The sequence below is a fragment of the Ensifer sp. EB106-03-01-XG145 genome, assembly GCF_058792075.1.
This window is the reverse complement of record NZ_JBYTEC010000001.1, coordinates 639268-661947: the sequence shown is the minus strand read 5'-3', so window position 1 is coordinate 661947 and position 22680 is coordinate 639268. Positions and strand designations below refer to the sequence as shown.

At 62.4% G+C, this 22680-nt stretch carries 19 protein-coding genes; 10 read left to right on the top strand and 9 right to left on the bottom strand.

Going from position 1 to position 22680, the window contains the following annotated elements:
• Positions 1 to 34 precede the first annotated feature (34 nt).
• Positions 35 to 1018 carry a fatty acid desaturase family protein gene (locus tag AC3WWH_RS03220; RefSeq protein ID WP_058320476.1) on the top strand — a complete coding sequence of 328 codons (984 nt, stop codon included), beginning with the start codon at positions 35 to 37 and terminating at the stop codon, positions 1016 to 1018.
• On the opposite strand, the gene AC3WWH_RS03215 is transcribed toward AC3WWH_RS03220, so the two are convergent.
• Positions 1012 to 2421 (bottom strand): XRE family transcriptional regulator, encoded by a 1410-nt coding sequence (locus AC3WWH_RS03215; RefSeq protein WP_113398491.1) that lies wholly within the window; start codon positions 2419 to 2421, stop codon positions 1012 to 1014. The genes AC3WWH_RS03220 and AC3WWH_RS03215 overlap by 7 nt on opposite strands.
• Before the next feature lie 228 nt (positions 2422 to 2649).
• On the opposite strand from AC3WWH_RS03215, the gene aceA reads away from it, so the two are divergent.
• From aceA to AC3WWH_RS03200, 3 genes are all read left to right on the top strand, one after another.
• Positions 2650 to 3939 (top strand): isocitrate lyase, encoded by a 1290-nt coding sequence (gene aceA, locus AC3WWH_RS03210; protein WP_058320477.1) that lies wholly within the window; start codon positions 2650 to 2652, stop codon positions 3937 to 3939.
• A 134-nt stretch (positions 3940 to 4073) separates the two neighbouring features.
• Positions 4074 to 4313, top strand: coding sequence for an SMc00767 family acetate metabolism repressor (locus AC3WWH_RS03205; RefSeq protein ID WP_034800815.1), 240 nt, complete (start codon positions 4074 to 4076; stop codon positions 4311 to 4313).
• Positions 4314 to 4594: 281 nt separating this feature from the next.
• On the top strand, positions 4595 to 5704 hold the full coding sequence (locus tag AC3WWH_RS03200) for a helix-turn-helix transcriptional regulator (protein WP_057251004.1): 1110 nt from the start codon (positions 4595 to 4597) through the stop codon (positions 5702 to 5704).
• Between the two features lie 58 nt (positions 5705 to 5762).
• On the opposite strand, the gene AC3WWH_RS03195 is transcribed toward AC3WWH_RS03200, so the two are convergent.
• Positions 5763 to 6632, bottom strand: a complete 870-nt coding sequence (locus tag AC3WWH_RS03195) for a LysR family transcriptional regulator (RefSeq protein ID WP_058320478.1) — start codon at positions 6630 to 6632, stop codon at positions 5763 to 5765.
• Positions 6633 to 6721: 89 nt separating this feature from the next.
• Here AC3WWH_RS03195 and AC3WWH_RS03190 point away from each other — a divergent pair, with 89 nt between their 5' ends.
• Positions 6722 to 6925, top strand: a complete 204-nt coding sequence (locus AC3WWH_RS03190) for a hypothetical protein (RefSeq protein ID WP_057251007.1) — start codon at positions 6722 to 6724, stop codon at positions 6923 to 6925.
• Positions 6926 to 7021: 96 nt separating this feature from the next.
• Here AC3WWH_RS03190 and AC3WWH_RS03185 read toward each other — a convergent pair whose 3' ends face one another.
• From AC3WWH_RS03185 to AC3WWH_RS03175, 3 genes are all read right to left on the bottom strand, one after another.
• Entirely contained in the window at positions 7022 to 9544 is a 2523-nt protein-coding gene (locus AC3WWH_RS03185) for a methyl-accepting chemotaxis protein (protein WP_058320479.1), read from the bottom strand.
• Between the two features lie 352 nt (positions 9545 to 9896).
• Positions 9897 to 10043, bottom strand: coding sequence for a hypothetical protein (locus AC3WWH_RS03180; protein ID WP_197417228.1), 147 nt, complete (start codon positions 10041 to 10043; stop codon positions 9897 to 9899).
• A gap of 235 nt (positions 10044 to 10278) precedes the next feature.
• Complete coding sequence (locus AC3WWH_RS03175; protein WP_058320542.1) at positions 10279 to 11463, bottom strand: BaiN/RdsA family NAD(P)/FAD-dependent oxidoreductase; 1185 nt, start codon at positions 11461 to 11463, stop codon at positions 10279 to 10281.
• Between the two features lie 124 nt (positions 11464 to 11587).
• Here AC3WWH_RS03175 and AC3WWH_RS03170 point away from each other — a divergent pair, with 124 nt between their 5' ends.
• From AC3WWH_RS03170 to edd, 5 genes are all read left to right on the top strand, one after another.
• Entirely contained in the window at positions 11588 to 13024 is a 1437-nt protein-coding gene (locus AC3WWH_RS03170; RefSeq protein WP_057251012.1) for a glutamine synthetase family protein, read from the top strand.
• Positions 13025 to 13039: 15 nt separating this feature from the next.
• Positions 13040 to 14326: an NAD(P)/FAD-dependent oxidoreductase gene (locus AC3WWH_RS03165; RefSeq protein WP_058320480.1), complete on the top strand. Its 1287-nt coding sequence runs from the start codon at positions 13040 to 13042 to the stop codon at positions 14324 to 14326.
• 96 nt (positions 14327 to 14422) lie between these two features.
• Positions 14423 to 15898 carry a glucose-6-phosphate dehydrogenase gene (zwf, locus tag AC3WWH_RS03160; protein WP_492376871.1) on the top strand — a complete coding sequence of 492 codons (1476 nt, stop codon included), beginning with the start codon at positions 14423 to 14425 and terminating at the stop codon, positions 15896 to 15898.
• Positions 15899 to 15906: 8 nt separating this feature from the next.
• On the top strand, positions 15907 to 16605 hold the full coding sequence (gene pgl / locus AC3WWH_RS03155; protein WP_058320481.1) for a 6-phosphogluconolactonase: 699 nt from the start codon (positions 15907 to 15909) through the stop codon (positions 16603 to 16605).
• A 195-nt stretch (positions 16606 to 16800) separates the two neighbouring features.
• Positions 16801 to 18621, top strand: a complete 1821-nt coding sequence (edd, locus tag AC3WWH_RS03150) for a phosphogluconate dehydratase (protein ID WP_058320482.1) — start codon at positions 16801 to 16803, stop codon at positions 18619 to 18621.
• A 95-nt stretch (positions 18622 to 18716) separates the two neighbouring features.
• Here edd and AC3WWH_RS03145 read toward each other — a convergent pair whose 3' ends face one another.
• The 4 genes from AC3WWH_RS03145 to bglA form a co-directional block, all read right to left on the bottom strand.
• On the bottom strand, positions 18717 to 19082 hold the full coding sequence (locus AC3WWH_RS03145) for a GFA family protein (RefSeq protein ID WP_058320483.1): 366 nt from the start codon (positions 19080 to 19082) through the stop codon (positions 18717 to 18719).
• An 89-nt stretch (positions 19083 to 19171) separates the two neighbouring features.
• Positions 19172 to 19582: a hypothetical protein gene (locus AC3WWH_RS03140; protein WP_057251024.1), complete on the bottom strand. Its 411-nt coding sequence runs from the start codon at positions 19580 to 19582 to the stop codon at positions 19172 to 19174.
• Positions 19583 to 19867: 285 nt separating this feature from the next.
• Positions 19868 to 20956 carry an ABC transporter ATP-binding protein gene (locus AC3WWH_RS03135; RefSeq protein ID WP_058320484.1) on the bottom strand — a complete coding sequence of 363 codons (1089 nt, stop codon included), beginning with the start codon at positions 20954 to 20956 and terminating at the stop codon, positions 19868 to 19870.
• 59 nt (positions 20957 to 21015) lie between these two features.
• Positions 21016 to 22674, bottom strand: coding sequence for a beta-galactosidase BglA (gene bglA, locus AC3WWH_RS03130; protein WP_058320485.1), 1659 nt, complete (start codon positions 22672 to 22674; stop codon positions 21016 to 21018).
• Positions 22675 to 22680 lie beyond the last annotated feature (6 nt).

Below are 22680 nucleotides of genomic sequence, written 5' to 3'. Positions count from 1 at the left end.
CCGGCCGGTTGTGCATCAAGGCTTGGGTATTGCGATGGGCGAGAAGATCGTTGGCGAGAAGGCCACAGGCGGACGAAGCCGCAGGATCGACCCGAAGGAACTGAAACGCCTTTCCGTGCTCGAGCCGCACAAGGCGCTGGGCGCAATCGCTTTCGATTGGGTGATGATCGCAGCGGCGATCGCCGTCAGCGAATATGCCAGCAATCCGCTGGTCTATCTGCTCGCCGTTGTGCTGATCGCCGGACGCATGCATGCACACGGCTGCATGATCCACGAGGCCGCGCATTACCGCATCGTCCGCAACAGAAAACTCAGCGACTGGATGAGCGACCTGTTGCTCGCCTGGCCGGTGCTTGCCACCGTCGACGGCTATCGCCAGAACCATCTCGCGCACCACCAGCATGCCAATACCGACGAGGATCCGGACTGGACGGCGAAGCTCGGCATGCCGCAATTCACCTTCCCGCAGAAGCTTGCTCGCGGCATAACACAGTTGCTTGGCTACCTCGTTGCGGTCAATTCGCTGCGCGACATGCTGCACATGGCCAAACGCATGGGAAAGAACGACCGCTCGACGCTTCAATACAAGCTGCTGCGCATCGGCTTCTATGTGGCCGCCGCGGCGATCTTCACGCTGCTCGGCATCTGGCGGGAAGTGGCGCTCTACTGGGTGGTGCCGTTCCTCACTTTCTTCTGCCTGTTCCTTTATATACGCAGCGTCGCCGAGCACTTTGGCAGCATGGACTATAGCGACGAACTCACGAGTTCACGCACGGTCTATCCGCATGCCTGGGAGAAGCTGTTCTTCGCCCCCCACAACATCAACTATCACCTCGAGCACCACCTCTATCCGGGCGTGCCGTTCTACAACCTGCCGGAGTTGCACGCGATCCTGATGCGCAACAAGGCCTATGCGGACAAGGCGCATATCACCCGCGGCTATACGACGGGCCTTCCGGCGGAATGCTTCGCGCCGGATGCACCGCTGCTGCCGAACCAGCATCCCGTCAGCTATTGAAAATCGAAAACGCTGAGCCCGGTCGCCATCTCATCGAGCCCCAGCGGCCGCGTGACCGGCGGCTCGGCGCGTGCCAGACAGCCCTGCCGTTCACAGAGCCGGCAGGCGGCACCAATCGCGACCGCCGGCGGCATCCCCGCACCGTAGACCACCTCATCAGCGAAGGACGCTTCGCAACCGAGGAGTAAGGCCGTGCGCCGAACCCGCTCCTGAAACGCCGCCTGCGGGCCATCCAGCGTGCGCGCCACTGTCAGAAATGCAGCGCCATCGGGCATTTCGACACGATCGACCAGAACCTGGCCCGGCACCGAGAAGGCGGCGTGGATATTGAGCTTCGGACAGCCGCCGCCGAATTTCGCCTGCGGGAAGCCTGAAGCGCCGGCCCGCCGCAAGCGGTGGCCGGCATTGTCGATCTCCGTCAGAAAGAAGGGCACGCCTTGTGCGCCCGGCCGCTGCAGCATGGTCAGCCGATTGGCGGCCTGCTCGAAGGAGACCTGAAAGCGCGCACGCAGAACGTCGACATCATACTTCGCGCGCTGCGCGGCGGCGAGGAAGGCGGCATAGGGCATCATCAGCGCATGCGCGCCATAGCGCGCAAGCTCGAAACGGGCGATGCGTCGCGCCTCCGCCGTCGAGAAACGCAAAGGCTCGAGTTCGGCGATGATCGCCTCATGGCAGGCGATCGATACGGCCTCCATGGCGATCTCGCGGAGCTGGTCATACGGCGATAGCCGCTCGGAGATGAAGAGGCGCATGGAATGCCGGTCGAAACGGCGGCGCAGATTGGGCATGGCATGCACCGGCAGGCTGCGCACCACCAGGCCATGCTCCTTCTTCAGCCAGTTCCTGAGAGCACCCACGAGATCATCGCCTGGCGACAGCGCCTCATGAAAGGCTTCCGCCGCTGCCTCGATCGCAGCAAAATGATTGGGCCGCGCCTCGAAGGTTTCGCGCACCTCGTCCATCGGCAGCCGCGTGCCCGAAAGCGCCTCCATATGCCCCTGCCCCGCCAGCAGGTCGGCGAGATCCTTCAGGCGTGCTGCCTGCTCGCGATAGGCGCGATAGAGCTTGACGACACCGCCGGCGGCATTGGGGGCGGCTTCCGCCACCTCGATCAGCTCCTGCTCTCCGGGCAGTTCGGCTGACAGCAGCGGATCGGCGAAGACCTCGCGCAATTGCGAGAGGCTGCCACCGGTTTCTCCCTGCAGCTCGTCGAGATCGACCTTGTAGACCGACGCGAGTTTCAAAAGCAGCTGAACAGTCAACGGCCGCTGATTGCGCTCGATCAGATTGAGGTAGGACGGCGAGATGCCGAGAGCCTCGGCCATGGCCGTCTGCGTCAGCGAGAGACCGTTGCGAATACGCCTGACCCGCGGACCAGCGAAGATCTTGTTCTCGGCCATTTGTAACTACCTTTACAATCTGCAACGAACGCGACGCTTTACACTTTTTACAAATTTACTTCGCGCTTCTGTCAAAGGCAAGACAAGATAACCCTTTTGACCGCGCCATTTCATTGTTTCCAATAGCCGAATATCGCAGCGCAATGTAAAACCTGTCACATGAACTCGAAACACAAAGCGCCGTGCGACGAAAGTCGAATGGAAGTCCGATTTTGACAGGAGGATGTAATGACTGATTTTTACAAGCTCGTTCCGAGCGCACCGCAAGGCCGCTTCGATGGCGTCGAACGCCCCTATACCGCCGAGACCGTGAAGCGGCTGCGCGGGTCGGTCGAGATCCGCTATTCGCTGGCCGAAATGGGCGCGAACCGCTTGTGGAAACTCATTCACGAGGATGACTTCGTCAACGCGCTTGGAGCGCTCTCCGGCAACCAGGCCATGCAGATGGTCCGCGCCGGCCTGAAGGCGATCTATCTCTCCGGCTGGCAGGTTGCTGCCGACGCCAACACCGCTTCGGCAATGTATCCGGACCAGTCGCTCTATCCGGCCAATGCGGCGCCCGAGCTCGCAAAGCGCATCAACCGCACGCTGCAGCGTGCGGACCAGATCGAGACCTCCGAAGGCAAGGGTCTTTCGGTCGACACCTGGTTCGCGCCGATCGTTGCCGATGCCGAAGCCGGCTTCGGCGGCCCGCTCAATGCCTTCGAGATCATGAAGGCGTTCATCGAAGCCGGGGCTGCCGGCGTTCACTACGAAGACCAGCTCGCGTCTGAAAAGAAGTGCGGCCACCTCGGCGGCAAGGTTCTAATCCCGACGGCCGCCCATATCCGCAACCTGAACGCGGCACGCCTTGCCGCCGACGTCATGGGCACGCCGACGCTGGTCATCGCCCGTACCGATGCGGAAGCGGCAAAGCTGCTCACTTCCGATATCGACGAGCGCGACCGTCCTTTCGTCGACTATGACGCCGGGCGCACGGTCGAAGGCTTCTACCAGGTGAAGAACGGGCTGGAGCCCTGCATCGCCCGAGCCATCGCCTATGCACCGCATTGCGACCTCATCTGGTGCGAGACCTCGAAGCCAGATCTGGAGCAGGCCCGCAAGTTCGCCGAAGGCGTCCACAAGGCGCATCCGGGCAAGCTGCTCGCCTACAACTGCTCGCCGTCGTTCAACTGGAAGAAGAACCTCGACGACGCGACGATCGCCAAGTTCCAGCGCGAGCTGGGCGCGATGGGCTACAAGTTCCAGTTCATCACGCTCGCTGGCTTCCATCAGCTGAACTTCGGCATGTTCGAACTGGCACGCGGCTACAAGGCGAGACAGATGGCCGCCTATTCGGAACTGCAGGAAGCGGAGTTCGCAGCCGAGGTCAACGGCTACACCGCGACCAAGCACCAGCGCGAAGTGGGCACCGGCTATTTCGACGCCGTTTCGATGGCGATTACCGGTGGCCAGTCCTCAACGACCGCGATGAAGGAATCGACCGAGCACGACCAGTTCCGCCCGGCCGCAGAGTGAAAGCCCGGCGGGAGCGCGGCAATCCCTGCCCGCTGCGCTCCTGCCGATCCTCATAAATCAGAGCGGGACACGGACGGAAACTGCAGACACGCCTCCGCATCCCACTCTAGCCTCGAACCTCAAGGAGAAGTCCAATGACAGTCCAGACACGCGTCAAGGAACGGGCCGAGGAACAGTCTTCGGCGATGACCCCGGACCAGCAGGCAGCGATCCGCATGGTCGCCAACGACCTGCACCGCCTCAACCAGTCCGTCATGAAGGCCGTCGATGCCGGCGTTTCGGTCGAGCTCGTTCGCTCGGCCCGCCACCACGGCGGTGAAGGCAACTGGGGCGACCTCCTGATCCCGGTCATCGTGACCCAGGGCAGGCCATGACACTCGTGGCGATGACGCTTGCGATGGCCTTGCTTTCATCCGACTCGCTTCGTCCGCTCGCTGCATCTTTCGTTCGAAGCGCAATTTATCGTTGAACATCATTGAAACTGCAGCGCGAGATCTCGGCGCACAAGATCGGAAAGGCCGGCAGCGATGCCGGCCTTTCCGTGCTCGCGGTGATCGTTCACGACGCAACGATCACCGGCAACCCACTATTTCAGGTTGATCGAACCGCCCGCTCCTGCCTATATTAGCCAAACCTACCTTAGGCAGAGGTGCGCATGCATCGATCGACGAGAGCTGCCGATACGGCCGAACTGACGGAGTTGATCTACGGCGCCGCATTTGGTGACTGCAGCTGGCAGGACTTTCTTGATCGACTGACCACGACGATGCCCGGCGGGCGCTCGGCGCTCCATTACCACGATCTCACATCGCCGGCGTCATGCGTGCCCTATGTCTCCGGCTTTACGCCGGAAGCCATCGACCAGTTCAACAGCCACTTCGCGGCGATCAATCCCTGGATACCGAAGTCGGTCCTCGTGCCCGTCGGCCGCGGTCTCGCCGGCGAGCATATCGTCTCGCGCGCGGATTTGCTGAAATCGGAATTCTACAATGACTGGCTGAAGGGCCAGACCGGCTGCGAGACCACGGTGGGCGTCACCATCGTGCGCAGCGCGACGCGCACATTGCTCGTATCGACCTGTACATCGTCCACGGACGAGGAACTCAACCGGCAGGCGGCCGATCAATATACCCTTCTTGCCCCTCATCTGAAACGCGCCTTCGATTTCCTGCGCCGACGGGACCTGATGATGGCCGAGCAGCATGAGGGCCAGACGCTTCTCGATACGATCGGCGTCGGCGTCATTTATGTCGGCGACAATCTTCGCATCCGCTCGATGAACGTCAACGCCGAACGCATGGCGGCGAAGGGTTCTCCGTTTCGCGTCACGATCGGCGGACGCTTGTTCATGGACGAACCGGAAGCCAACGCGGCACTGGAGCTTCTGGCCTCACCGGTCGGCACTCCCGCACAGCCGCAGGTTCGCATCGTCAGGACCGCGGAGAATGGCGCCTTTCGGATCACGCTCGTCCGGCGAAGCGCCAGTATCTTCACCGAACTCCTCGATGGCCCCACCGTCGCGGTGCTGGTCGAGCCGGCGTCCTCGCTGGTTTTTGACCAACGCCTCACCCACCTGAAAGACAGCTACGGCCTCACGCCGGCCGAAATCCGCATCGCGTCAGGCGTCGTTGCCGGCCTGACGCTGAAGGAAATGTCGCATGCCAACGGCGTCAGCTACGAGACGACCCGTACGCAGCTTAAAAGCATCTATTCCAAGACCCGGGTCAATTCTCAGGCCGCCCTGGTCAAGCTCCTGATGCGCTGACCGAAGGCGCCAGAACCCACGACCCGTCGTTCTGGATGCGGGCCGGTCGCGCGCATGCTCAGCCGCGACGCGGCCGTTTTCCGGCAAAGACGTCAGCATGGCTACGCAACAGCTTCGTCATGCGATCGACCACCGTGCGGATTTCCTTTCGGTGCCGATCCTCGTTGTTCATCACGATCCATTGCCGATGCCTGAGCGCCGGGATTTCGTCACCCGCCCGCTCCAGCATCGGATCGAGATCGCCGACGAAACAGGGAAGCACGGCGCACCCGGCGCCGGCACGGGCGAGATCCAGGAGCGAACGCGGCCGTGTGATCGTCGCGACGATCCTGCCCTCTGCCTGCTGGTGAGGCCAGCGAAGATAGGCCGAGATCGCCTCCTCTTCGCCCACGGCCACCCACCGACTGTTGGCAGCTGACGCTGCGTTCTTCTGGCGATAGGCGGCGTAGGCGACGTCACCGATCAGGCTCGCCGCCAGATAGCTTTCCTCGGGCTCGAAAGCACGGATGCCGATATCGGTCTCACGATAGGCGAGGCTTGCGCGTGTCTCGCCAACCGTTATCGCCAGGCTGAAACCATCCCTCTCGCTGCAAAGTGCCGGGAAATTCTCGGCAAGAAGCCAGGCATTCCAGGTGCCGACGGTGATGCGGACTGTCGCGCCTTCACCCTCGCGCCGCCAGCTTTCGACCAGGCGCGCCGCCGTCTCCATCTCCTGAAGCTGCTCGAAAAGAAGCTCACCGTCGCCAGTGAGCTGATAGCCGGTCTGGCTGCGCAGGAATAGGGCGCGGCCCGTCCGCTCCTCGAGCTCCAGCATCCGCCGCCCGACCGTGGCCGGGCTCGAACCGAGCGCCTGTGCCGCGCCGGTCAGGCCCCCGGTGCGCGCCACGCTCATGAAACAGCGGTAGATATCCCAATCCATGTTTTTCATTACTGAAAAATATAGCGCGATATCCGGTGTATGTAAAACTGCTTTGGATGCATAAAAGACGTGATGCCCACCAAGTGAGGAGCATCACCATGGAAATGATGGCAATGGTCTATATCGCCGACATGGCCTTGAAGAACCGGCGTTGGGACGAAGACTTCGATCCGAAGCCGCCGGGATATCTTCGGCGCCTCTTTAACGCCCTGTCCGTCAGGATTGCCCAGCGGCGCATGAGGCGCCTTGACGCTGAAGAAAAGAGCACCGCGGAGCCCTGCGGCCACGCGGTGCAATGTTAGCCCCTGCCCTTGTTATGTCGCACGGCGATACCGGTTTGCCGTGCCTTCGCCTGAAGGCGGAACGTCCGCCGTCAGCGAATTCGATTGCCGGCCGCCTCAGGCGGCCCGGTAATTGTAGTCGTCTGCCTGCGGCTCCAGCCGGAACTGCTCGACAAGCATCATCAACGTGTCGGCCTGGTGCGCGAGCGACCGGCTCGTCGCCGTGGCTTCCTCGACCATGGAAGCGTTCTGCTGTGTCATCTGGTCCATCTGGTTGACCGAGCCGTTGACCTCGTTGAGCGCAACGGCCTGATCGCGGCTAGCGGTCGCGATCATCTCCACATGCTGGCTGACGGTGACAATCTGCGCGCTGATCGATGCCAACACTTCGCCCGTTTCCTTGACCAGGTGCGAACCGGCATTGACCTCGTTCGTCGACTTGTTGATGAGCCCCTTGATCTCGCGCGCGGCCTCCGCCGAACGCTGCGCCAGTTCACGCACTTCCTGAGCGACAACGGCAAAACCCTTGCCTGCTTCACCCGCACGCGCCGCTTCGATGCCGGCGTTCAGCGCCAATAGGTTCGTCTGGAAGGCGATGTCGTCGATAACCTCGATGATTTGCTCGATCTGGCGCGAGGCCTCCTCGATGCGTCCCATGGCGGCAATCGCGTTGGTGACGACGGTCGCCGAGCTGTCGGCACTGCGCTTCGTCTGGATCACGGCATGGTTGGCTTCGCCGGCACGCTCGGCCGAAGAGCGAACGGTCACGGTGATCTGGTCGACCGCAGCGGCGGTTTCTTCAAGCGATGCCGCCTGGGCTTCCGTCCGCTTCGACAGCGAATCGGCTGCATGGTGCATGCTGGAACCGCTTTCCTGGATCGCCTGCGCATTGGCACGGATCTGGGAGAGCGTGTCCTGCAGCCGGATCAGCGAGCCATTGAAGTCCTCGCGCAACTGTTCGAGACGACCGTGGAACGGAACCTCGATCTGGCGTGAGAGGTCGCCCTGCGCGAGACGGCCGAGACCGGCGGCAAGCTCGCTGACGGCAAGATCGATCTGGCGATCGAGCTCCCGCTTTTCCTGATCGTTGCGGCTGCGCTCCATTTCGGCGCGGGTACGCTGCTCTTCGCTCTCGGCCTCGATCCGCACCTTGGAAAGCGCGTTCTCCTTGAAGACGCCGAGCGCGCGCGCCATGTCGCCGATTTCGTCACGACGGGCGTCGCCGTCGATCGCCGTGTCGAGGCGGCCATCGGCGAGGCGCCGCATGGCAGCGGTGATCTGACCGATCGGCTTCTTCAGCGTCAGCGTCAACGCAATGCCGGCAAGCAGCGCGATGACGACGCCGCCGACGGTTGCGGCCACCGAGATCTGGTTTGCTTCCTGGCGTTCTGTTCCGGCGGCCACCTTCTGCTGCTCGGCAAAGCCGGTGAGATCGCCCCAGATCTGGTCGATCGATTGGCCGGCAGCGTCGAAGTCGGCGGTCCGCTTGACGGTGATTTCGACGAGCGCTGCGGCATCCTTCTTCATCGCCGTCAGGATCGGCATCAGCGTATCGGCGATCTTGTCGAAGGAAGCGCCGTCACTGGCAACACCACGCAGCGTCGCCATGTTCTGTTGAACGGCAAGCGACTTGTCGAGCAGCTTCTGGCGGTTCTCTTCGTTCGTCTGCCCCATGAAAGTCGCAGCGGAAATCTGAATGTCCGTGATCGACGCGGCGAGCCGGCGGGTTGCGGTCAGTACCGATTCCGTCGTGACGATCTGCTCGTCGAGTTCGGCGAAGATCCGCGTCGCGTCACGCATCTTGCCGACCGATGCCGCCTCCAGGCGGAAGCTCGCAGTGCGGAAACGGTCGACATATTTGGAGATGCCGGCAAGCGTCTCCGGGCCGGCCGGCGCCTTCAGCAGCGAACCGATCTCGCTCGAAGCCGACGTGATCGTTTCGGCAAGCGATTTCTCGTCCTTCGGCAGCAGACGGAAGATGTCGCGCTCGGTGCGGCCGATCATCGGGAAGCGTTCCTTGACGGCCTTGAGCTTGTCGTCGACGGTGATCGCCTTGCTGACCTCGGTGCCGAATTCGTTGAAGAAGCGGCTGGCGCGCATCAGCTTTTCGGCTTCGCGCAACATGGTCTTGGCAGCGTTTTCGTTCTTCCGCACGGCGTATTGCAGCCGGTTCGATTCCTCGTTGATCTTGGAGCGCTCGATCAGCAGCGCGTCGAGGTTTGCCGCCATCGCTGCGCGCAGCTCCTGCTCGCCGACATGCAGCTTCCAGAGGCCATCAATGCGTGCCTCGATGTCGTTTGTCGCGGCGATTGCGGCCGTCAACTCGTCCTGACCGCTCTGGCCGGCGACCTGCGCGGCCGTCGCCGCAAGCACGTCCTTCTGAGCCGAAATCTTCGACTGGACGGCTTGCCTGGTTTCCTCGGTCGTCGAATGCAGGAAGGCGTTCATGCCCGCATAGACATCCTTGAAGCCGCTCAATGTCTGCAGCACGCTGTTGGAAATCTCCATGCGGCCCTGAAGCAGGCCGGATGCATAGAGACCGGTGATACCGACGGCACAGATGCTGACGACGAAGGGCAGGATGAAAAAGAGCACCTTCGTCTGGATCTTGAAACGGGCAAGAATTCTATCAATGAACATTGAAAACACCTTGGCTCGCAGCTCGCATTCGCCTCCCCCGGCAGCTCGAGACGTCTCCGCCTTCAACGACAGGGCGTGAAGGTGCGAGCGATCGAGAGCCACCCGATGCGCAAACAGGCTGATGTTTTTCGGAAAATCATACGGCGCACGCCGCAAGTCCGTCGGCAATCATTGCGGATCCGCGTCACCACTCCTAGGCAACGTGGACCTGACGAACTCACATCGTCGCACTATCCAATTTGAACGATTAAAATTTATATAAGCGCGTTTCACCTGCGGCAGAAAATCCGAAGGGCGCGGGGCGCTTCAATGGCGCCCGAGGAACCGGCCGTCTAGGGCCGGTTGCCTGAGATCAGAACCAAAGGGCCGGAACGGTTGCAAGCGCGGCTACGGCGAAGAAAGCGATGAGGGCGAGGCGCGTGATCGCGGCCTTCTGCTGACGGCTTTCATCGGTGCGGGCGACCGCGATGGCGCGGGGACGGCGGCGTGGTTGGTTCATGGCATCCTGTCCTTGTCACATTCACCGGCAACCATCGGCCCGGATGAACCGGCTTGCCAGTCACACGTATATTGCAGCCATGCCGTGGCGGAGGAAAGTCAAAAAATAGGAAACAGTGTTATTTCCGTTTACGCGACAATCCGATCACACCAACCGCCGGCTGTGCCGACGAGAAACAAGGTTCGATCAGACCCGTTAACAATCGCTGAAGCACGACCCACCAAAAGCGGGGAGATCAGGCGTCCTGCCCGGCAGCAAAGCCCGATGCCCAGGCCCATTGGAAATTGTAGCCGCCGAGCCAGCCGGCCACATCGACGCATTCGCCGATGAAGTAGAGCCCCGGCACCGCCTTCGCCTGCATCGTCTTGGAATCGAGCCCTTTGGTATCGACGCCGCCGAGCGTGACCTCGGCCGTGCGATAGCCTTCCGATCCGGCGGGCTTGATCGTCCAGGCCTGGATCGAGGCCGAAAGCTGGTTGATCGTCTTGTCCGAGAGGTCGGCAAGCTGACGGCCGGTCAGCTTCGCGCCGTCGGCGAAAAACTGTGCGAGCCGGCGCGGCAGGATATCGCCAAGCGCCGTCTGCACCGCCTGCTTACCGTGGGTGCGGCGGATCTCCTTGAGGATCGCGGCGATGTCGATATCGGGCATCAGCCGCAACTCGATCTCCTGTCCCTCGCGCCAATAGGAAGAGATCTGCAGGATCGCCGGGCCGCTCAGGCCACGATGGGTGATCAGCACCGCCTCGCGAAAGGCCGCCTTGCCGAACCGGGCTTCGGCGTCGGCTGCGACACCCGCCAGTTCGCCGATCGTTTGGAGTTGCGCCGGATCGAGGGTCAGCGGCACGAGGCCCGGCCGCGTTTCGACGATGCCAAGTCCGAACTGTTCGGCGATCCGGTAGGCGAGCCCGGTCGCACCCATCTTCGGGATCGACTTGCCGCCGCTGGCTATGACGAGCGATTGGGCATCGATGGGCCCCTCATCCGTCATGACGCGGAAGCCCGCCCCGTGGCGTTCGACGCTTTCGATCGTTGTCTCCAGCCGCAACTCGGCGTGCACATCGCGCATTTCCGCGAGCAGCATCCTGATGATGTCCTTGGCCGAGTGGTCGCAGAAGAGCTGGCCGAGCGTCTTTTCGTGCCAAGCGATGCCGTGCTTTTCGACAAGGCCAAGGAAATCGCGCGGCGTAAAGCGCGCCAGCGCCGACTTGCAGAAATGGGGGTTTGCCGAAAGGAAGTTCTTCGGCCCCGCATGGATATTGGTGAAGTTGCAGCGACCACCGCCGGAGATGCGGATCTTCTCACCGGGTGCCTTGGCATGGTCGAGCACAGCCGCACGGCGGCCGCGCTTGCCCGCTTCGATGGCGCACATCATGCCCGCGGCACCGGCGCCGATGATGACCACATCCTTCTTCTCAGCCACGAAACACCCCAGCTCTTTTGTCTTTCCTTCCCGGTGGCAAAGAAGAAAGTCAATGACCAAGCCCATCTAGCCAATTGCCAATCTGTGGTTATGATGCGTCATCCGAAGCCAAAACCGGTGATTTATGCCCTCCAAGAGAAGTGCTGCCCAACAAACAACGAAAATCAGCAAAACTTCGAAAATACCCCCCGCCTTGCACTCCCTCCGTGGTGTGAAGACCTGGAAGGAAGCCACGGACTGGCTCAAGATCCGCGGCATCGAAGACGTCGAATGCATCACGCCCGACCTTGCCGGCGTGCCGCGCGGCAAGATGATGCCGACCTCGAAATTCACGTCCAACACCTCGCTGGCGCTCCCCTCGGCCGTCTACCGGCACACGATCTCGGGCGAATATCCTGACGAAACCGGGCAGTTCCGCTACGATTCGCGCGACAGCGATATCAAGCTCGTGCCTGATCTCTCCACCCTTTCGGTCGTGCCCTGGGAGACCGACCCGACGGCGCAGGTGATCTGCGACATCGTCGGTTCGCAGGGTGAGCAGATCAGCTACACGCCGCGCAACGTCCTGAAGCGCGTGGTCGACCTTTACAAGAAGAAGGGCTGGAAACCGGTCGTCGCACCGGAAATCGAATTCTACCTCGTCGCCACCAATGACGACCCTGACTATCCCCTGCATCCACCGAAAGGTCGCTCCGGTCGCTCGATCCTTGGCGGTCAGGGCTATTCGATTGCCGGCATCAACGAGTTCGACGAGCTGATCGACGACATCTACCACTTCTCCGAGAAGCAGGGTCTCGAGATCGACACGCTGATCCATGAAGAGGGACCGGCGCAGCTCGAGATCAACCTTCGCCACGGCGACCCGATCGAGCTGGCCGACCAGGTCTTCCTGTTCAAGCGCACGATCCGCGAGGCGGCGCTGAAACACGGCATCTATGCCACCTTTATGGCCAAGCCGATGCAGGGCCAGCCGGGTTCGGCGATGCACATCCACCAGTCGGTGGTCGAAATCAACACCGGCCGGAACCTGTTTTCGAACCCGGATGGATCGGCATCGAAGGAATTCTTCCACTTCATCGGCGGCATGCAGCACTACGTGCCGCGCACGCTGGTCATGATGGCGCCCTATGTGAACTCCTTCCGCCGGCTGACGCCCGACATGTCGGCGCCGGTTAATACCGCCTGGGGCTACGACAACCGCACGACCGCCTTCCGCATCCCGGTGTCGGAACCGGTCGCCCGGCGCATCGAGAACCGGCTGCCGAGCTCGGATGCCAACCCCTACCTGGCGCTCGCGGCCTCGCTTGCCTGCGGCTATCTCGGCATCGTCGAACAGCGGGAGCCGACGGCACCGACCGAGGACACGGCCAACGAGGGCGAGATCGACCTGCCGCGCGGCCTGCTCGAAGCTGTCGCTCTGCTCGAATCGGCACCATCGCTTGCGGAGGTGCTGAGCCCTGAGTTCATCGCCATCTATGCCGGCGTCAAACGTGGCGAGTTCGAAACCTTCATGCAGGTCATCAGTCCCTGGGAACGCGAATTCCTGCTTCTCAACGTCTGACCTCAGAGGTTCTCCATGCCCTGGCAAAGCCCGATCTCGCCCGGTTACTCCTGGTATGAGGCGACCGTTCCGGATCGACCGGAGTATCCCGCCATGCCCGGATCGCGGAAAGCCAATGTCGCGATCGTCGGCGGTGGCTATACCGGGCTGCAGGCCGCCTGGAACCTGGCGCGGCAGGGCGTCGACGTCACCTTGATCGACGCCTGCCGCTTCGGCGACGGTGCCTCCGGCCGCAATGGCGGCCAGTTCGGCACCGGGCAGCGCGCCTGGGCGGACGAGACCGAAGAAAACCTTGGTCATGAGCAGGCACAGGCGCTCTTCGACATGGCGGAGAATGCCAAGCGCTACGTGCTCGACTTCGCAAACACGCACGAAATCGACATCGAGTTCGTGCCCGGTCAGCTCTCGGTCGGCCACAAGAAGAGCCTCGAAAAAGACTATCGCGACCATGCGGAAGCGATGGCAACGCGCTTCGGCTATCCGCATCTCTCCTTCATGGATCGCGAGGAAACCGCAAGCCGGCTCGGATCGAGCCATTACCACTTCGGCATCCGCGATGCCGGCACCGGCCATATCCACCCGATGAAGCTGCTGGTCGGCCTTGCGAAACAGGCCGCCCTTGCCGGTGCCAATCTCTTCGAGCAGACGAAGGCAACCAAGATCGAGCGCCAAAGCGGCACGATCGTCATTACCACCGACCGCGGCACGATCACCGCCGACCGCGTGCTCGTCGCCTGCAACGCCTATATCGGCAATCTCGAGCCGGTGAGCGCCAGCCACGTGATGCCGATCCGCTCCTTCATCGGCGCAACGACGGTGCTTTCCGACCACCCAAAGGTCATTCCCGGCGGCGAATCGGTCGATGATTCGCGCTTCGTCGTGCGCTATTTCCGCAAGTCGCGGGACGGGCGGCTGCTCTTCGGCGGCCGCGAGGCCTATACCGCTGACAATCCGCTCGATATCTCGACCCACATCCGCCGGCAGATCAGCGAGATCTATCCGGAACTTGCCAATATCGAGATCACCCATGCCTGGGGCGGCTCGGTCGGCATCACCATGCCGCGCACGCCCTTCTGTCGCGAAGTGATGCCCGGCGTCACCTCGATCGGCGGCTATTCCGGCCACGGCGTGATGCTCTCCAACTATTGCGGCAAGCTCTATGCCGACCTGGCGCTCGGCAAGGATACCGAGCTCGATCTGCTGAAAGCCCTGAAAATCCCGGCTTTTCCCGGTGGTACGCGGTTCCGCTCCGCCCTTCTCTTCCTCGCGTTAAGCTGGTACGCATTACGTGACAGGTTCTGAGAAGCCCTCGCGGCGGCATTTTATTGCGCCGCACCCTAGCGCATTTAAATCGATTAGATTATATGTGTCCGTGACCTGAACAGATCGAGATATCCCATGAGCAGCCAGATCATTCCCGTCGAACCATTTGACTATGTGGTGTTCGGGGGCACCGGCGATCTTGCGGAGCGCAAGCTGTTGCCGGCGCTCTATCACCGGCAACTGGAAGGCCAGATCACCGAGCCGACCCGCATCATCGGGGCGTCGCGCGCAGCACTGAGCCATGAGGACTATCGCAAATTCGCCGTCGATGCGCTGAAGGAACATCTGAAGGCGGACGAGTACAAGGAAGAGGAAGTCGCCAAGTTCGCCGCGCGCCTGTTCTATGTTTCCGTCGACGCCAAGTCGGACCAGGGCTGGGACGCACTGAAGAAGATCCTCGAAGAGGGCAAGGAGCGTATCCGCGCCTTCTATCTCGCTGTCGGCCCGGCGATCTTCGGCGACATTTCCGAACGCATCCGCGATCACAAGCTGATCACCAAGAATACCCGCATCGTCGTCGAAAAGCCGATCGGCCGCGACCTCGCATCGGCGACCGAGCTCAACGACACGATCGGCAAGGTCTTCCGCGAAGAGCAGATCTTCCGTATCGACCACTATCTCGGCAAGGAGACGGTGCAGAACCTGATGGCGCTGCGCTTCGCCAATGCGCTCTACGAGCCGCTGTGGAACTCCGCCCATATCGACCACGTGCAGATCACCGTGGCGGAAGCCGTCGGCCTCGAAAACCGCGCCGGCTATTACGACAAGGCCGGTGCACTTCGCGACATGGTGCAGAACCACATCCTCCAGCTCGTCTGCTTCGTCGCCATGGAAGCGCCGACCTCGATGGACGCGGAAGCGGTCCGCGACGAAAAGCTCAAGGTTCTGCGCGCGCTGAAGCCGATCACCTCGTCCAACGTCGAACAGGTGACGGTGCGCGGCCAGTACCGCGCCGGCGCCTCTGCCGGCGGTCCGGTCAAGGGCTATCTCGAAGAGCTCGAAGGCGGCGTTTCGAACACCGAGACCTTCGTGGCGATCAAGACCGAGGTCAGCAACTGGCGCTGGGCCGGCGTGCCCTTCTACATCCGTACAGGCAAGCGCCTTGCCGGCCGCATGTCGGAAATCGTCATCACCTTCAAGCAGATTCCGCACTCGATCTTCGACAACAACGCCGGCCGTATCTCCGCCAACCAGCTGGTCATTCGCCTGCAGCCGAACGAAGGCGTGAAGCAGTCGCTGATGATCAAGGATCCTGGCCCGGGCGGCATGCGCCTGCGTAACGTTTCGCTCGATATGAGCTTTGCCGAGGCATTTGCCGTGCGCAATGCCGACGCCTATGAGCGGCTGCTCTTCGACGTCGTCCGCAACAACCAGACGCTGTTCGTACGCCGCGACGAGGTCGAGGCCGCATGGAAGTGGGTCGACCCGATCCTGAAGGCCTGGGAGGAAACCGGGCAGCAGGTTCAGGGCTATACCGCCGGCACCTGGGGTCCGAGCCAGTCGATCGCGCTGATCGAGCGCGACGGCCGCACTTGGAACGATGCGATATAGGTGCGACCATGACGACAGAGCTTCATACATTTGAAAACGGTGCGGCACTCGCAGAGGGCTTGGCTGACGCCGTAAGCAGCGCACTTTCTGCCGGCATTGCAGCACGCGGTTCGGCGAGCATCGCAGTCTCCGGCGGCTCGACCCCCAAGGCTTTCTTCAAGGCGCTGTCCAAAAAGGACATCGCCTGGGACAAGGTAACCGTGACGCTCGTTGACGAACGTTTCGTGCCGCCGGAAAGTGATCGCTCCAACCATGGCCTGGTTGCCAGCAACCTGCTTCAGGACAAGGCGGCCGCGGCCAAGTTCATGCCGCTCTACCATGCGGCCCCGACCGCCGAGGCGGCCGCTGAAATCGCAAGCCGGGAAACGGCAGCAATCGGCGCGCCGTTCGACGTCGCCATTCTCGGCATGGGAACGGACGGGCACACCGCGTCCTTCTTCCCGGGCGGATCGCAACTCGCGCGTGCCATCGATCCGGCGACGCCGCGCGGCGTGATCACCATGGAGGCGGAAGGTGCCGGCGAAACCCGCCTGACGCTGACCTTCGCCAGCCTTCAGGATGCGCGGCTTCTGGTGCTGCACATCGAAGGCGAAGGCAAGAAGACCGTTCTCGCCAAGGCTGAAGAGGCCGGCGACGAGAAGGACATGCCGATCCGCGCGATGCTGCGCCGTGCCGCATCGCCGGTGCAGATTTATTGGGCGCCGTAGATCGACTGCTGTTGGGTTGAATTGGCCCAATATCAAAGTGGAGACACGTTCAGCCGGTGGCGCGCTCCCGCCTGAACGGGAAAGTGTTTCTGAGAACATGCCGGGACGCGACGTGCGCTCTCCCAAGCTCGCCGCGCTCCGGACCGATGACTGGATGAAGATGAGGAGCTTCAAGGCTCCGGAACAGGATTTGCCATGTCCGCCGATTCCCGCATTGCCGCGATCACCGCTCGCATCGTCGAGCGCTCGAAACCGCACCGCGAACCCTATCTCGACCGCGTCCGCCGGGCGGCGTCGAGCGGCCCGCACCGCAGCGTGCTCGGCTGCGGCAACCTAGCGCACGGGTTTGCCGTCTGTTCCCCCGCCGAGAAGGTGGCGCTTGCGGGCGACCGCGTGGCCAATCTCGGCATCATCACCTCCTATAATGACATGCTCTCGGCGCACCAGCCGTTCGAGACCTATCCGGCGCTCATCCGCGATGCGGCGCGCGAAGCGGGCGGCGTCGCACAGGTTGCCGGCGGTGTGCCGGCCATGTGCGATGGCGTCACCCAGGGGCAGCCGGGCATGGAGCTCTCGCTCTTCTCGCGCGACCTGATCGCCATGGCTGCCGGCGTCGGCCTGTCGCACAACATGTTCGATTCCACCGTCTATCTCGGCGTCTGCGACAAGATCGTACCGGGTCTCGTCATTGCGGCGCTGACCTTCGGCCATCTGCCCGCCATCTTCGTGCCCGCAGGTCCGATGACCTCGGGCCTCCCGAACGACGAGAAGGCGCGGGTGCGCCAGCTCTTCGCCGAAGGCAAGGTCGGCCGCGACGAGCTTCTCGAAGCAGAGTCCAAGTCCTACCACGGGCCGGGCACCTGCACCTTCTATGGCACGGCCAACTCCAACCAGATGCTGATGGAGATCATGGGCTTCCACCTGCCCGGCGCCTCCTTCATCAATCCCGGCACGCCGCTGCGCGACGCGCTGACGAAGGAGGCCGCCAAGCGGGCGCTGGCGATCACCGCCATGGGCAACGAGTTCACGCCCGCCGGCGAGATGATCGACGAGCGCTCGATCGTCAACGGCGTCGTCGGCCTGCATGCGACCGGCGGCTCGACCAACCACACGATGCACCTGGTTGCCATGGCGCGCGCCGCCGGCATCGTCTTGACCTGGCAGGACATTTCCGAGCTTTCGGATATCGTGCCGCTCTTGGCCCGCGTCTATCCGAACGGCCTTGCCGATGTGAACCACTTCCATGCCGCCGGCGGCATGGGCTTCCTGATCAGCCAGTTGCTGCGGGGCGGGCTGCTGCACGATGACGTCCGCACCGTCGTCGGCCAGGGTCTCGACGCCTACAAGATCGACGTTCGGCTTGGAGCCGACGGCGGCGTCGAGCGCGTGCCGACACCGAAGGAAAGTGCTGACCCGAAGGTGCTTGCGACCATCGACCAACCGTTCCAGCATACCGGCGGCCTGAAGATGCTGACCGGCAATCTCGGCAAGGCGGTCATCAAGATTTCCGCCGTGAAACCGGATCGCCACGTCATCGAGGCCCCGGCGAAGATCTTCCACGACCAGGCCGAGCTCAATGCCGCCTTCAAGGCCGGCAAGCTCGAGGGCGATTTCGTCGCCGTCGTGCGCTTCCAGGGCCCGAAGGCGAACGGCATGCCGGAGTTGCACAAGCTGACGACCGTGCTCGGCATCCTGCAGGATCGCGGCCAGCGCGTCGCCATCCTTACCGACGGGCGCATGTCCGGCGCCTCCGGCAAGGTACCGGCGGCGATCCACGTGACACCGGAAGCCAAGGACGGCGGCCCGATCGCCCGGATCCAGGAAGGCGATATCGTGCGTATCGACGCGGTCGCCGGGACGATCGAAGTGCTGGTCGAGGACATCGCGCTGAAGACGCGGGTACCTGCGCATGCCGACCTCTCGGACAACGATTTCGGCATGGGCCGTGAGCTTTTCGCGCCGTTCCGGGCGATTGCAGGCGCTGCCGACCATGGAGCGAGCGTTCTCTTCCACTAGGACGCAAATAGCGCCGCCTCCTGAGCCAGGGCGGCGCTCTTTTCTAGCGAACTTTTCTTCGAGGCAGCGGCGAGCTGGGCGCCCACACCATCCGCTTACGGCAGCGGGCCGGGAAACATGTCATCGCGCCCATCGTAGCGCTCGATCTCCAGCGTAAATACATCGACTCCTTCGATGCAGCGGGCATTGATGGAGATCTTGTTGTCCGGATAGCCGCCGCGCATGATCGGCGTCGAGCAGGTCGGGCAGAAGTGATGGCCCTCGTTGAGACCGCGCCAGATGTAGCTCGACAGGCGACGTTTCTCGGTGAGCAGCTTCACCTTGGCGGCGTCCACCTTCCAATGAAGGAAGCCGGAGCGCCGGCAGGTCGAACAGTTGCATTCGACGAGGCCAGAAAGCTCCTCGTCAACCTCGACTGCGATGTCGCCGCAATGGCAGGAAAGCCGATAGGGTCGCTGCATGGTTCCGGTCCGAGTCTGTTGAAGAAGACCGCAACCATTCATTGCGCCGACAGGACGGTCAGGCCCCACACCTCAAGCCGCGTTCGGCCTCAGCGATAGATATCGAGCGTTCGGTTGCGATGGTTCGGATGGGTGCTGTAAACGAAGATCCGATTGAGATCGCGGTCGGTCAGCAGGCGGAGGAACCGCGCTTCGATGACGTTGTTGGCATGCACGCGCTTCAGCAGGCAGCCGACCATCTGGATGCGGGCACTCGGGATATCGAGATAGAAGTTCTGCGGAAGCTGATACTGCGTCAGGATACTGATGACGGCGCCGCTTTTGGAGAGCTTGATGATCTCGCAGCGGCGGGAACTCAGCTGCGTCATGCCCTTCTCGGTATATTCGATGCGCGCCTCGTTCCGTGTGTCCTCCATCGGAAAGTTCGCTTCCCGATCGTACATGAAGGACTCTTCCTTGTTCAGGAAGTGCTGCTGCATTGCGGGCGCCGCGCCTCTCATCGATATGCCTTTCCTATCCCCTTTTGAAACAGATTAGCGGCAGAGATTTAACAGAGGGTTTGATCCGTAGGTTGCATTGAAAAAACCCGCCCGATTTTACGGGCGGGTCGAAATGACCATCTGTTCGTTAGACAAATCCGGACGGAGGGCCGCTACGCACCTCTCCTGGAACTGATCTTCCAAGCCGCAAGTCCGGACGGAAAACCGCTACGCACTTTTCCTGGAATTGATCTTCCAGGCCGCAATTCCGGACGGAAAACCGCTGCGCACTTTTCCTGGAATTGCTTACGCGCGATAGCTGCGACCGTCAGCATCGAACAGGTGCAGTTTGGCCTTGTCGGCGGTGAAGCGCACCTTGTCGCCGCGATGAACCGGCAGGATGCCGGGGATCTTGGCGATGATCGGCTCCTTGTCGACCAGACCTTCGATATAGAGCAGCGTCACTTCGCCAAGTGCCTCAACGATGGCGACCGTGCCCTCGAACAGGAAGTCCTCGCCAGTGGAGACCTGCAGGTCTTCCGGCCGGACGCCGAAGCTCGCCATCTTGCCGTTCTGCGATGCGTCCGTGGCTATATCGAGCGTGACGCTCTTGCCGCCGGTCAGCTTCACCGTGGTCTGCGCGCCGGTGGCGGTAATCGCCGAGGGGATGATGTTCATCGCCGGCGAGCCGATGAAGCGCGCGACGAAGAGATTGGCCGGCCGCTCGTAAAGTTCCAGCGGCGCACCCACCTGCTCGATATGGCCCTGCGACAGCACGACGATGCGGTCGGCGAGCGTCATCGCCTCCACCTGGTCGTGGGTGACATAGATCATCGTGGTATCAGCCATCTGCTCGTTGAGCTTGGCGATCTCGATGCGGGTGGCAACGCGCAAGGCCGCGTCGAGGTTCGACAGCGGCTCGTCGAACAAGAAGACCTTGGGGTCGCGGCAGATCGCCCGGCCGATCGCAACGCGCTGGCGTTGACCGCCCGAAAGCGCTTTCGGCAGACGATCAAGGTATTTGGTGAGCTGCAGGATATCGGCGGCCGCGCGCACGCGCCGGTCGATCTCCTCTTTCGATTCCTTGGCAATCCGCATGCCGAAGGCCATGTTGTCGTAGACGGTCATATGCGGATAGAGCGCATAGGACTGGAACACCATGGCGATGCCGCGCTTCGACGGCGGCACGGTGTTGACGCGCTCGCCATCGATGAACATGTCGCCGCCGGTGATCTCCTCGAGACCCGCGATCATGCGCAGCAGCGTCGACTTTCCGCAGCCGGACGGACCGACGAAGACGATGAACTCGCCCTGCTTGATGTCGAGATTGATGCCGTGAATGACATCGACCGCGCCGTAGGACTTGCGGATATCTTTAAGCAGCAGACCCGTCATTGCACCCTCCCCTTCGGTTCTTCCCGTCAGTTCTTGCTCTCATCATTGTTCAGCCGGCGTCACACCAACCGGGCGAAGTACGCGCCCCAGGCCGGCAGGTTGACCGTTCTGTCCTTCACCTCGGCTGCAAAGCCGTGCCCTTCAAGCGCGGCGACCGGTTCGTTCGGCAGCGTGGCCGCAGCCGGCGTACCGCTCATGTTGAACAGGCAGAAAAGCTTCTCGTTGCCATAGCTGCGCACGAAGGCGAGCACCTGTCCATCCGTGTTCAGGAACTCGATCTCGCCCTTGGCGAAAGCCGGATGCGCCTTGCGGAAATGCAGGAAGCGGCGGTAGTGCTCGAGCACCGACGCCTGGTCGCCCTGCTGCGCCGATACGGCGCGTTGGAGGTGCTCTGCCGGCACGGGCAGCCAGGGTTTCGCGCTGCCGAAGCCGCCATTGACCGCGGATCCGTCCCAGACCATCGGTGTACGGCAGCCATCGCGGCCCTTGAAGTCGGGCCAGAACTGGATGCCATAGGGATCCTTCAGGTCCTCATAAGCGAGTTCGGCTTCGCTCAGCGCCAGCTCCTCGCCCTGATAGATGCAGACCGAGCCGCGCAGCGACATCAAGAGGCTCGCAAGCAGCTTTGCATGCGCGTCGCGATCGGCAACGCCAGCGCCCCAGCGGCTGACATGGCGCACGACGTCGTGGTTGGAGAAGGCCCAGCAGGCCCAGCCCTCGGGCGCTGCCTTCTGGAAATTGCGGAGAACCTCGGCGACGGTCGCCGGTGTCAGCGGATCGGGCGCCAGGAACTCGAAGGCATAGCACATCTGCATCTTGTCGCCGCCGGAGGTGTATTCGCCGGCGATCTCCAGGCCGCGCTGGCTGTCACCGACCTCGCCAACAGCGGCGATCGCCGGAAACTCGTCCATGACGGCGCGGAACCGCTTCAGGAATGCCAGGTTCTCCGGCTGGTTCTTATCGTACAGATGTTCCTGATAGTTGTACGGGTTGACCGCCGGTGCGGTCTGGGCGTTGCGGCGTTCCGGCGCCAGCGCCGGATTGTCGCGCAGCTGCTTGTCGTGGAAGTAGAAGTTGATGGTATCGAGGCGGAAGCCGTCGACGCCGCGCTCCAGCCAGAAACGCTCGACACCAAGCAGCGCTTCCTGAACTTCCGTATTGTGCAGGTTGAGATCCGGCTGCGAGGTCAGGAAGTTGTGCAGGTAATATTGCAGGCGCGTCGGATCCCAGGCCCAGGCCGAGCCGCCGAAGATCGACAGCCAGTTGTTAGGCGGGGTGCCATCCGGCTTGGAGTCGGCCCAGACGTACCAGTCGGCCTTGGCGTTGGTCCGGCTTGCGCGGCTTTCGACGAACCAGGGATGCTGATCCGAGGTATGCGAGAGAACGAGGTCGATCATCACCCGGATGCCGAGGCGGTGCGCTTCCGCGATCACGGCGTCGAAATCGGCAAGGCTGCCGAAGATCTGGTCGACATCGGTGTAGTTGGAGACGTCGTAACCGAAGTCCTTCATCGGCGAGGTGAAGAACGGCGAAATCCAGATTGCGTCGGCGCCGAGGGCGGCAATGTGCGGCAACCGGGCAACGATGCCCTTGAGGTCGCCGATGCCGTCGCCGTTGGAGTCCTGGTAGGAGCGCGGGTAGATCTGGTAGATCACCGCGCCGCGCCACCAGTCCCGATCCGGCTGCAAAGTGGAAGTGCTCATTTCGGTCATGCTCATTTTCTC